The 11,778-nt window shown below is 71.6% G+C and carries 7 protein-coding genes; 1 reads left to right on the top strand and 6 read right to left on the bottom strand.

Translation table 11 applies throughout. The features are described 5' to 3' along the window. Nucleotides 1-61: 61 nt before the first annotated feature. A complete protein-coding gene (locus ACWCV9_RS25875) occupies nucleotides 62-955 on the bottom strand; it encodes a glycosyltransferase family 2 protein (protein WP_450789961.1) in 894 nt (297 codons plus the stop codon). A 261-nt stretch (nucleotides 956-1,216) separates the two neighbouring features. Here ACWCV9_RS25875 and ACWCV9_RS25870 point away from each other — a divergent pair, with 261 nt between their 5' ends. Further along, complete coding sequence (locus ACWCV9_RS25870; protein WP_450789960.1) at nucleotides 1,217-2,887, top strand: hypothetical protein; 1,671 nt, start codon at nucleotides 1,217-1,219, stop codon at nucleotides 2,885-2,887. An 86-nt stretch (nucleotides 2,888-2,973) separates the two neighbouring features. Here the strand turns inward: ACWCV9_RS25870 and ACWCV9_RS25865 are convergent, their stop codons facing one another. The 5 genes from ACWCV9_RS25865 to metK form a co-directional block, all read right to left on the bottom strand. Then, the gene (locus ACWCV9_RS25865; protein ID WP_450789958.1) at nucleotides 2,974-4,467 is read right to left on the bottom strand and encodes a peptide MFS transporter; all 1,494 of its coding nucleotides are present in this window, start codon (nucleotides 4,465-4,467) and stop codon (nucleotides 2,974-2,976) included. A gap of 11 nt (nucleotides 4,468-4,478) precedes the next feature. Then, a complete protein-coding gene (gene ahcY / locus ACWCV9_RS25860; protein WP_450789956.1) occupies nucleotides 4,479-5,903 on the bottom strand; it encodes an adenosylhomocysteinase in 1,425 nt (474 codons plus the stop codon). Between the two features lie 70 nt (nucleotides 5,904-5,973). Then, entirely contained in the window at nucleotides 5,974-9,474 is a 3,501-nt protein-coding gene (gene metH, locus ACWCV9_RS25855; protein WP_450789954.1) for a methionine synthase, read from the bottom strand. Further along, nucleotides 9,471-10,418: a carbohydrate kinase family protein gene (locus ACWCV9_RS25850; protein WP_450789952.1), complete on the bottom strand. Its 948-nt coding sequence runs from the start codon at nucleotides 10,416-10,418 to the stop codon at nucleotides 9,471-9,473. Before ACWCV9_RS25850 ends, metH begins: the two co-directional genes overlap by 4 nt. A 39-nt stretch (nucleotides 10,419-10,457) precedes the next feature. Beyond that, the gene (gene metK, locus ACWCV9_RS25845) at nucleotides 10,458-11,651 is read right to left on the bottom strand and encodes a methionine adenosyltransferase (protein ID WP_450789950.1); all 1,194 of its coding nucleotides are present in this window, start codon (nucleotides 11,649-11,651) and stop codon (nucleotides 10,458-10,460) included. Nucleotides 11,652-11,778: the final 127 nt, after the last annotated feature.

The raw sequence follows: 11,778 nt of genomic DNA, 5'->3' as shown, positions 1-11,778 counted from the left end.
GCGGAGGTGAACGACCGGGGCCCCGTCCCGCTTCCCTGCCCTGGCCCCAAGAGGCCCCCGGTCAGATCACCGGCGGACGCCCCAGCCGGCTCAGCCGCCACACCGTCCGCCAGCGCATCGGCCGCCGCTCACCGGCCGGCTCCCGCAGCCCCTCCAGGAACCCCGCGAACCACGCCTTCAGCCCCGCCGCCGACCGGGTGCGGGCGAGCGTGAGCAGCGTCCACACCCCGAGGTGCACCGGGACGAGCGGCAGCGGCAGCCGGCGCCGGACGAGCCAGACCCGGTTGCGGGCGTTGACCCGGTAGTAGATGGCGTGCCGGGCCGGCGAGGTCTTGGGGTGCTGGAGCAGCAGCTCGGGGGCGTAAAGGATCTTCCACCCGGCGTCGGCGGCGCGCCATGCGAGGTCGGTCTCCTCGTGCGCGAAGAAGAACTCGGCGGGCCAGTCCCCGGTCTCGGCCAGCATCGACATGCGCAGCGCGTGCCCGCCGCCGAGGAACCCGGTGACGTACCCGCCGCGCATCGGGTCCGACCTGCCGACCCTCGGCACATGCCGCTGCTGGGTCTCGCCGTGCTCGTCGGCGATGCGGAAGCCGACGATGCCGAGGCGGGGGTCGGCGGCGTACAGGTCGCGGACGCGGCGCAGGACATCGGCGTCGACGAGCAGTCCGTCGTCGTCCAGTTCCACGACGACGTCGACGTCGCCGTACTCCCCCAGCCGGGCGAGGGCGACATTGCGCCCGCCGGGACAGCCGAGGTTCTCGTCCACGTCGATGGTGGTGACCTCGCCGGGCAGCGAGAGGCGGCGGGCGAACTCGGGCAGCCGGCAGCCGTTGCCGACGATCACGATGCGGGCCGGGGCGAGATCCTGCTTCGCCACGGACTCCAGCAGGGCGTCCACCTCGGCGGGCCGGTTGCCCATGGTCACCACGGCGACGGCGATCCTCGGCTCCACCACGTCCCTCATCCCATCCGGCCGACGACGGCACCCCGCCCTGACCGCGCGGTGCCCGTCGTTCACCAAGATGTTGCCTCGGCTACGGCGGTTGCCCCGGCACCGATCCACTTTGCACCTCTTTTGCGATGCTTCGCCCGAGGCACCGGGAAGGGCGGGGCCATTGCCGGGCCACCCATCGCGTTCGTACAACCTTTGCCCAGAGTTGGTGATCTGAGTGGGCGATCGGATCACCTGTGATCGCGGACCTGCCGAAGGAGCACCGTGCCGAGACCTCTGCCCCGCAACGCCCTCCGGGCCGGCGCCACCGCCCTCGCGGCGGGCCTGCTGACTCTGGGCGCGCCCTCCGTCGGCCAGGCCACGGAGACCGCGCAGACACTGGAGTTCACCGACTCCCAGTACGGCAAGCCGCTCCAGGTGAAGCCGTACGACGACCCCGCCTACGACTTCATCAACGTCCGCAACACCGGCTCGCAGCCGCTGTCGGACTTCACCCTGACGTTCGACGCCACGGCCCTCAAGGGGCAGCTGACCGTGTCGGCCAACTCGCCCTGTGTCGAGAAGCAGGATCTGGTCTTCGTCTGCGACGGCGAGAAGCTGAACGGGAACAGGCCGCTCCAGCCGGGCCAGAGCCTGAGCCCCGACCTGACGTTCAGGACGCTCGCGACCTCCCAGCCCGGTTTCACGGGCGAGGTCCGGGCCTCCGGTGCGGCGGGGAGCACCTCACTCGGCGATGCGACGTTCCAGGCCGCCGTGGCGGACGCGGGTCCGCTCATCGACCGGAGCAGCCCCTCCAGCACCTGGTCGAAGCCCGGCAAGTCGCTGCACCCCTCGCTCGGCTTCACCAACTACAGCCGCCGGTCCCTGAAGGGCGTCTACGTCGGCATCCACCTCACCCAGGGGCTCTCCGTCCCCGAGGAGTTCAGCAACTGCGAGTACGGCCACTTCGCCAACCGTGACACGGGGATCCGCTGCTACATCGAGACTCCGGTCACCGCGGGCGGCTCCTACGACCTCGACGAACTCGCGCTCAAGGTGGGCAGCACCGGGGCGGACGAGTGGTGGAAGGTGGGCGTGTACGAGACGGCCGACGGCTACCTGTACAAGGACCAGAAACTGACCGGCGTGCACCACGGCACCGGACGCGCGATGCGTCTCGCCGCGCGGGCCGGCGGCCCCGGGACGTTCGACATGGACAACGGGACCGGCAGGGTCGTCGTGGAGAACACCTTCGACCTCCAGGCGCTGGGCGCCACCGTGCACGGCAAGGCCGGCCAGGTGGTGCAGGCGAAGCTGGGCGTCCGGAACAACGGGCCCGCCTCCATCGACCAGTACGACCGCGGCGACGGCCCCGCCGACGGCCCGTCCTCCGTGACGCACGTGACGGTCCCGCGCGGTACGACGGCGGTGAAGGTCCCGCTGCTCTGCCGCTCGGACGACGACCGGCAGCGGGGCAAGCCCGGCGCCCGGCACTACAGCTGCTTCCAGGACGTGAACGACTCGTACTTCGACGCCGGGCAGGTCACCCCGTTCGTCTTCGGCCTGCGCATCGACAAGCCGGCCGACCTCGCCCCCGGCTCGATCAAGGTGACGATGTCGTCCGCGGACAGCAACACCAAGAACAACACCGCACCGATCAAGGTGACCGCCGACGGCACCAAGGGCCACGGCTCCGCTTCCTCCTCCGGTGGCAGCTCCACCACCGGCGGCAGCTCCGCCTCCGGCGGCACCGCGGCCTCCGGAGGCACCTCCGGCTCCGCCACGACCGGCTCCGGCACGACCGGCTCCGGCACCGCGGCCTCGGGCGGCACCGGTCAGGGCTCCATGGCCGACACCGGCACCGGCGCGCTGCCCTGGTACGCGGCCGCGGCGGCCGCCGTCGCCCTGGTCACGGGCGGCACGCTGTTCGTCGTCGCACGGCGCCGCAAGAACTGAAACCAGATGTGAGACCGGACAGCCGGGGCAGCGGGGCGACGTCCCGCTGCCCCGGCTGTCTCGCGTCGCACCCGACGGGAGCGCTGTCAGACCCCCAACCGCCGCGCCAGAGGCCGCGCCCCGAGAAGCAGCGCCACCCCGGCTGCCACGGCCACCCCACCCAGCACCACAAACAGCCCGGCGCCCGGAGTCGACGTTCCCGCGAGCTTCATCGCGTTGCCGCCGAGCCCCGCGCCCAGGGCCGCGGAGAGCCAGAAGACGCCGACCACCTGGCTGAGGAAGGGCGCCGGCGCGATGGCTGTGGCGACGCTCATGCCCACCGGGGCGAGCGCCGCCTCGGCGGCGCCGGTGAGGAGGTACGTACCGATGAGCCAGAGGGGGGAGACCCGGCCGGCGGAGTGGGCGTGCCAGGCGGCCAGGGACATCAGGAGCATGGAGGCGCCCATGGCGAACATGCCGAGCGCGAACTTCGCGGTGGCGCTGATGCGCGCGCCGAGACGCAGCCAGAGCCACGCGAAGAAGGGCGCGCACAGCAGGATCGCCAAGGGGGTGGCCGACTGGAACCAGCTGGCCGGGAGGCGCAGGCCGAGGATGTCGCGGTCGGTGGCGTCCCGGGCGAACAGGCTGAGCAGCGAGCCCCCTTGGACGTGCAGGGCCCAGAAGAGGGCGGAGGCGAGGAAGAGCGCGATGTAGGCGCGCAGGCGTGTCCGTTCGGGTGCGGAGATGTCCCGGTGGCGCAGGAGGGTCCAGAAGCAGCCGACGGGCACGGCGAGGCTGAGGACCGCGACCAGGGTGAGGACGTGCCGGAGGGTGAAGGTGCCGGCCAGCGCGTCCGCGGTGAGGAGCGCGGCCGGTACGGCGGTCGCGGCCGTGGAGAGGCGGAGGACGCGGCGGCGCTCGGCCGGCCGGAGCGGGCGGGTGGCGGCGCGGCCGACCTCGCCGAAGGAGGCCGAGCCGCGGACGTACTGCCAGACCCCGAGCCCCATGCCGACCGCCGCGACGCCGAACCCCGCGTGCCAGTTGAGGCCCTCGCCGACACCGCCGACGACCAGGGGCGCGATCAGGCCGCTGATCTGGATGGAGGTGTAGAAGACGGCGAAGCCCGCGTCCCGCTCGGCGGCCGCCTCGCGCGGGTAGAAGGCGCTGAGCAGGCCTGCCATGTTGGGCTTGAGCAGGCCGGTGCCGACGGCGATGAGGAGCAGCCCGGCGTAGACCGTCGGCACCGTCGGCAGTGCCATCAGCAGGTGTCCGGCGGCGATGACCACGGCGCCGTACAGGGTCGCCCGGTAGCTGCCGAAGACACGGTCGCCGAGCCAGCCGCCGGGCAGGGAGGCGAGGAAGATGGCGGCCGTGTAGACGCCGAAGAGCATGCCGGCGTCGGAGTTCGACAGCCCGAGGCCGCCTTCGGCCGCCGGGGCCGAGGCGAACAGGAAGAGGATGGCCAGCATCCCGTAGAAGCTGAACCGTTCCCACATGTCCGTGGCGAACAGGGTGACGAACCAGCGGGGTCTGCCCAGCAGGGTGGGCGTGGGGGTCCCGGACGGTCCGACCGCGGGTCGGACCGTTGCGGACGATGTCATGGCGCGCTCCGTCAGTAGCGGTAGTGGTCGGTCTTGTACGGGCCGTCGACGTCGACGCCGATGTAGGCGGCCTGCTCCGGGCGCAGCTTGGTCAGCTTGACGCCGAGGGCGTCGAGGTGGAGGCGGGCGACCTTCTCGTCGAGGTGCTTGGGCAGCACGTACACGCCGGTCGGGTACGCGTCGGGCTTGGTGAACAGCTCGATCTGGGCCAGCGTCTGGTCCGCGAACGAGTTCGACATCACGAACGACGGGTGGCCGGTGGCGTTGCCCAGGTTCAGCAGGCGCCCCTCGGACAGCACGATGATCACCTTGCCGTCGGGGAACGTCCAGGTGTGGACCTGCGGCTTCACCTCGTCCTTGACGATCCCCGGGATCTTCGCCAGCCCGGCCATGTCGATCTCGTTGTCGAAGTGACCGATGTTGCCCACGATCGCCTGGTGCTTCATCCTCGCCATGTCCGAGGCCAGGATGATGTCCTTGTTGCCGGTCGTGGTGATGAAGATGTCCGCGGTCTCCACGACCTCGTCGAGGGTGGTGACCTGGTAGCCGTCCATCGCCGCCTGAAGCGCGCAGATCGGGTCGATCTCCGTGATGATCACCCGGGCACCCTGACCGCGCAGCGACTCCGCACAGCCCTTGCCGACATCGCCGTAACCGCACACCACGGCCGTCTTGCCGCCGATCAGCACATCGGTGGCACGGTTGATCCCGTCCACCAGGGAGTGCCGGCAGCCGTACTTGTTGTCGAACTTCGACTTCGTCACCGCGTCGTTGACGTTGATCGCCGGGAACAGCAGCACACCGTCACGCTGCATCTCGTACAGCCGGTGCACACCCGTGGTGGTCTCCTCCGTGACACCACGGATCTCGGAGGCCAGGGCGGTCCAGTCCAGGGTGCTGGCCTCCAGCAGCGCGCGCACAGCGGCCAGTTCCTCGTTGTCGGCGGTGGGCAGCGCACCGGTCTTCTGTCGGTCGACGCCCTTGTGCACGAGGAGGGTGGCGTCGCCGCCGTCGTCCAGGAGCATGTTCGGACCGGCGTGGCCGGGCCAGGTGAGGGCCTGCTCGGTGCACCACCAGTACTCCTGGAGGGTCTCGCCCTTCCAGGCGAAGACCGGGACGCCCTGCGGGTTGTCGGGCGTGCCGTTCGGGCCGACGGCGATGGCCGCGGCCGCGTGGTCCTGGGTGGAGAAGATGTTGCAGGACGCCCAGCGGACCTCGGCGCCCAGGGCGACGAGCGTCTCGATGAGGACAGCGGTCTGCACGGTCATGTGCAGCGAACCGGTGATACGGGCACCGGCGAGAGGCTGCGCCTCGGCGTATTCCTTGCGGATCGCCATCAGGCCGGGCATCTCGTGCTCGGCGAGGGTGATCTCCTTGCGGCCGAACTCGGCCAGGGAGAGGTCGGCGACCTTGAAGTCGGTAAAGGCGGACGGCATCCGGCACTCCTGGGGATCGGGTCGGGCGGGGCTCGGGGCGGTGGTCACGCGGCGGTCAGGGCGCCACGGCTCACCTCGCGTTGAAGTACGTGGCCTCGGGGTGGTGGACGACGAAGGCGTCGGTGGACTGTTCGGGGTGCAGCTGGAACTCCTCGGAGAGGGCGACGCCGATCCGCTCGGGGCGGAGCAGTCCGGTGATCTTGGCCCGGTCCTCGAGGTCGGGGCAGGCGCCGTAGCCGAGGGAGAAGCGGGCGCCGCGGTACTTGAGGGCGAACATGTCGCGGATGTCCTCGGGGTCCTCGTCGCCGAAGCCGAGTTCACGGCGCACCCGGGCGTGCCAGAACTCGGTCAGGGCCTCCGTCAACTGGACGGACAGACCGTGCAGTTCGAGGTAGTCGCGGTAGGAACCGGCCTCGAAGAGCTCGCCCGCGGCCTGGGAGACCCGGTTGCCCATGGTGACGATCTGGAGGCCGATCACGTCCTGTTCGCCGGACTCCTCCGGGCGGAAGAAGTCGGCCAGGCACAGCCGCCGGCCCTGGCGCTGGCGGGGGAAGACGAAGCGGGTGCGTTCGGAGCCGTCCTCGTCCAGGAGGATCAGCTCGTCGCCCTTGGAGTGGACCGGGTAGTAGCCGTAGACGATGCCCGGCTCCAGCCAGCCCGAGGTCTGCAACCGGTCCAGCCACATCCGCAGCCGCGGCCGGCCCTCGGTCTCGACCAGTTCCTCGTACGAGGGGCCCGTCCCGGCGCGCGAGGCCTTCAGCCCCCACTGGCCCTTGAACAGCGCGTCCTCGTCCAGCCATGCGGCGTAGTCGGTGAGCGGGACGCCTCTGACGATCCGGTCGCCCCAGAACGGCGGTACGGGCACCCGGTTGTCCATCGCCACATCGGAGCGGACGTGTCCGCGACCGGGCTCCTCCGGCTGGGCGACCCGGGCCCGTGCGTGGCGCCGCTGCCGCAGTTCGGGCAGGGTCGCGCCCGGGACGCCGCGCTTGACGGCGACGAGGGCGTCCATCAGTTTCAGGCCCTCGAAGGCGTCGCGGGCGTAGCGGACCTCGCCGTCGTAGATCTCGTGCAGGTCCTGCTCCACGTAGGCGCGGGTGAGGGCGGCCCCGCCGAGGATGACCGGGAAGCGGGCGGCGAGCCCGCGCCGGTTCAGCTCCTCCAGGTTCTCCTTCATGATCACCGTGGACTTCACCAGCAGGCCGGACATGCCGATCACGTCCGCGTCGTGCTCCTCGGCGGCGTCCAGAATGGCCGACACGGACTGCTTGATACCGAGGTTGACCACGTCGTAGCCGTTGTTGGACAGGATGATGTCCACGAGGTTCTTGCCGATGTCGTGGACATCGCCCTTGACGGTGGCCAGCACGATCGTGCCCTTGCCCGCCGCGTTCCCGCCGTCGGCCGTCTTCTCCATGTACGGCTCCAGGTACGCGACCGCGGTCTTCATCACCTCGGCGGACTGGAGCACGAACGGCAGCTGCATCCGGCCGGAGCCGAACAGCTCGCCGACGGTCTTCATCCCGGACAGCAGCGTGTCGTTGATGATCTCCAGCGCCGGCCGCTCGGCCAGCGCAGCGTCCAGGTCGGCTTCCAGCCCGGCGCGCTCGCCGTCGATGATGCGCCGTTCCAGGCGTTCCCCGAGCGGCAGTGCCGCCAGTTCCTCGGCCTTGGACGCGGCCGCGGAGGACGCGGAGACGCCCTCGAACAGCTCCAGCAGCCGTTGCAGCGGGTCGTACCCCTCCCTGCGGCGGTCGTGGATCAGGTCGAGCGCGGCCTCGCGCTGGTCCTCCGGGATGCGGGCGACGGGGAGGATCTTGGAAGCGTGCACGATCGCTGAGTCCAGGCCGGCCCGCACGCACTCGTCCAGGAACACCGAGTTCAGCACCTGCCGGGCCGCCGGGTTCAGGCCGAAGGAGATGTTGGACAGGCCGAGGGTGGTCTGCACGTCGGGGTGGCGGCGCTTGAGCGTGCGGATGGCCTCGATGGTCTCGATGCCGTCGCGGCGGGACTCCTCCTGCCCGGTGGCCAGGGTGAACGTCAGGCAGTCCACCAGAATCGACGACTCCTCGATGCCGTACTCGGTGGTGAGCTGCGCGATCAGCCGCTCGGCGATCTCCGTCTTCTTCTCCGCGGTGCGGGCCTGCCCCTCCTCGTCGATCGTGAGCGCGATGAGGCCGGCGCCGTGTTCGCGGGCGAGTGCGGCGATGCGCCCGAACCGGGTGTCCGGGCCGTCGCCGTCCTCGTAGTTCACCGAGTTCAGCACGGCCCGGCCGCCCAGCACCTCAAGGCCCGCGCGCAGCACCTCCGGTTCGGTGGAGTCCAGTACGACCGGCAGCGTGGACGCGGTGGCCAGCCGCCCCGCGATCTCCCTCATGTCCGCCACGCCGTCACGGCCGACGTAGTCCACGCAGAGATCGAGCAGGTGCGAGCCGTCCCGGATCTGTTCCCGGGCGATCTCCACGCACCTCTCCCAGTCGCCGGCCAGCATCGCCTCGCGGAACTTCTTGGAACCGTTGGCGTTGGTGCGCTCACCGATCGCCAGGTAGGAGGTGTCCTGGCGGAACGGCACCGGCTGGTAGAGCGAGGAGGCGGCCGGCTCGGGGCGGGGCCGGCGCGGGGTGACGGCGCGCCCCCGCACCCGCCGGACGACGGCGCGCAGGTGCTCGGGGGTGGTGCCGCAGCAGCCGCCGACGAGCGAGATGCCGTACTCCTGGGTGAACGCGTCGTGTGCGTCGGCGAGTTCGTCGGGGCCGAGGGGGTAGTGCGCGCCGTCCCTGCCGAGCACGGGCAGGCCCGCGTTCGGCATGCACGACAGGCCGACCCGGGCGTGCCGGGCCAGATGGCGCAGGTGCTCACCCATCTCGGCGGGGCCGGTGGCGCAGTTGAGGCCGATCATGTCGATGCCGAGCGGCTCCAGCGCGGTGAGCGCCGCGCCGATCTCCGAGCCGAGCAGCATCGTGCCGGTGGTCTCCACGGTCACCTGCGCGAAGACCGGCAGGTCGAGCCCGGCCTCGGCGAGGGCGCGCTTGCAGCCGAGCACCGCGGCCTTGGTCTGGAGCAGGTCCTGGCTGGTCTCCACGAGCAGCGCGTCGGCGCCGCCGGCGATCAGGCCCGCCGCGTTGCGCTGGTAGCCGTCCCGCAGGGTCGCGTACGGCACGTGGCCGAGGGTCGGCAGCTTGGTGCCCGGTCCGATGGAGCCGAGCACCCAGCGGACCCGGCCGTCCCGGTGGGCGTCGGCGGCCTCGCGGGCCACGGCGGCGCCGGCCGCGGACAGCTCGAAGATCCGGTCGGCGATGTCGTACTCGCCGAGCGCCGCGTGGTTGGCGCCGAAGGTGTTGGTCTCGACGCAGTCGACGCCGGCCGCGAAGTACTCCTGGTGGACGGCGCGGACGAGGTCGGGCCGGGTGACGTTGAGGATCTCGTTGCACCCCTCCAGCTGCTGGAAGTCGTCCGGCGTCGGGTTGGCGGCCTGGAGCATGGTGCCCATCGCGCCGTCGGCGACGACCACCCGGGTGGCGAGGGCCTCGCGCAGCGCGTCGGCGCGCTGCGCCTGGGTGAGGGGGCTCATGGGGCACCCACCGGGCTGGGGGCGATCCGGCCGATCAGCTCCGCGGCGCTCACCCGGTACTCCTGGGTGCCGACCGTCCCCAGGACCTCCGTGGCGAGGGCGCAGCCCAGCCGGGCGGCGCGCTCCGTCGGCCAGCCGCGGCTGTGACCGGCGAGGAACCCCGCGCGGAAGGCGTCACCGACGCCGGTGGGGTCGACCACACGGTCGGTGGCCACGGCGGGTACGACGACGGGCTCGGCGCCGGCGCGGGCGATGACGACGCCGTCGGCGCCCCGGGTGGTGAGCCAGGTGCCGACCTGGCCGAGAACCTGGGCCTCGGTCCAGCCGGTGCGGTGTTTGAGCAGTTCGGCCTCGTACTCGTTGGTGAAGAGGAACTCGGCGCCGGTGAGCAGGCGCCGGATCTGCGGCCGGTCGAGGCGGGCGAGTTGCTGGGAGGGATCGGCGGCGAAGGGCAGCCCGAGGGTGCGGCACTCGTCGGTGTGGCGCAGCATGGCCTCGGGGTCGTCGGGGGCGACGACGACCAGGTCGAGCCGGCCGACGCGGTCGGCGACGGCGGCGAGCCGCAGCTCGCGGGCCTCGGACATCGCCCCGGCGTAGAAGGTGGCGATCTGGTTCTGGTCGGCGTCGGTGGTGCAGACGAACCGGGCCGTGTGCCGGGTGCGGCTGATCAGGACGGAACCGGTGTCGACTCCGGCCGCCTCCAGCCAGTCCCGGTACTCGGCGAAGTCGCGGCCGGCGGCGCCGACCAGGACCGGGCGCAGGCCCAGCCGGCCGAGGCCGAAGGCGATGTTGGCCGCCACCCCGCCGCGGCGGACCTCCAGTTCGTCGGCGAGGAACGACAGGGACACCTTGTCCAGGCTGCTCTCGATCAGCTGGTCCGCGAAGCGCCCGGGAAAGACCATCAGATGGTCGGTGGCGATCGAACCGGTGACGGCGATGTGCACGGCGGTGCCTCCTTGGGGCAACGGCGACATGGCGGGAGGTCAGGCCAGCGCGATGGCGCGGAGCTTGTCCGCCCGGTCGGTGCGCTCCCAGGTGAACTCGGGCAGTTCCCGGCCGAAGTGGCCGTAGGCGGCGGTGCGGGCGTAGATGGGGCGCAGCAGGTCGAGGTCGCGGATGATCGCGGCGGGCCGCAGGTCGAAGACCTGGTCGACGGCGTCCTGGATCTTCGCCACGGGGACGGTCTCGGTGCCGAAGGTCTCCACGAACAGACCGACCGGCTCCGCCTTGCCGATCGCGTAGGCGACCTGTACCTCGGCGCGGCGGGCGAGTCCGGCGGCGACGATGTTCTTGGCGACCCAGCGCATCGCGTACGCCGCCGAGCGGTCGACCTTGGAGGGGTCCTTGCCGGAGAAGGCGCCGCCGCCGTGCCGGGAGTAGCCCCCGTAGGTGTCCACGATGATCTTGCGGCCGGTCAGGCCGGCGTCGCCCATCGGGCCGCCGATCTCGAACCGGCCGGTGGGGTTGACCAGCAGGCGGTGGCCGGAGGTGTCGATCCCCGCGTCGGCCAGGACGGGTGCGACGACGAACTCGCGGATGTCGGGGGCGAGCATCGTGTCGAGGTCGATGTCGGCGCAGTGCTGGGTGGAGACGACCACGGTGTCGAGACGGACCGCGCGGTCGCCGTCGTACTCGATGGTGACCTGGGTCTTTCCGTCGGGGCGCAGGTAGGGGATGGTGCCGTCCTTGCGGACCTGGGTGAGCCGCTGGGCGAGCCGGTGCGCCAGCGAGATGGGCAGCGGCATCAGTTCGGGGGTGTCGTCGCACGCGTAGCCGAACATCAGGCCCTGGTCGCCGGCGCCCTGCCGGCCGAGTTCGTCCTGGAGGCCCTCGACCCGGTGCTCGTGGGCCTGGTCGACGCCCTGGGCGATGTCGGGCGACTGGGCGTCGATCGAGACGGAGACGCCGCAGGAGGCGCCGTCGAATCCCTTGACCGAGGAGTCGTAGCCGATGTCGAGGACGGCCGCCCGGACCAGGCCGGCGATGTCGGCGTAGGCCGTGGTGGTGACCTCGCCGGCCACGTGGACCTGGCCGGTGGTGATCAGGGTCTCGACGGCCACGCGGGATGCGGGGTCCTGCGCGAGCAGGGCGTCCAGGACGGTGTCGCTGATCCGGTCCGCGATCTTGTCGGGGTGACCTTCGGTCACGGACTCCGAGGTGAAGAGACGACGGGACACGATTCCTCCGGGTGCTCGGCGGGGCCGTGGGCGCTTGGGTCCGCACAGGGTGGGCGGGAATTCTTCAAGCAGGCTCGAGTTCCGCTCGACGCGGTGGCGGAGCGGGCGCCTCCAGCCAGACCTGAGC

The organism is Streptomyces sp. NPDC001606, from assembly GCF_053596835.1.
The sequence above is the reverse complement of the archived record's forward strand: the minus strand, read 5'-3'. Positions and strand labels throughout refer to the sequence as shown.

Coding starts and splice junctions, on each gene's coding strand:
- ahcY (WP_450789956.1), bottom strand. CDS start 5,903: ATGCCGTCCGCCTTTACCGACTTCAAGGTCGCCGACCTCTCCCTGGCC.
- metH (WP_450789954.1), bottom strand. CDS start 9,474: ATGAGCCCCCTCACCCAGGCGCAGCGCGCCGACGCGCTGCGCGAGGCC.
- ACWCV9_RS25865 (WP_450789958.1), bottom strand. CDS start 4,467: ATGACATCGTCCGCAACGGTCCGACCCGCGGTCGGACCGTCCGGGACC.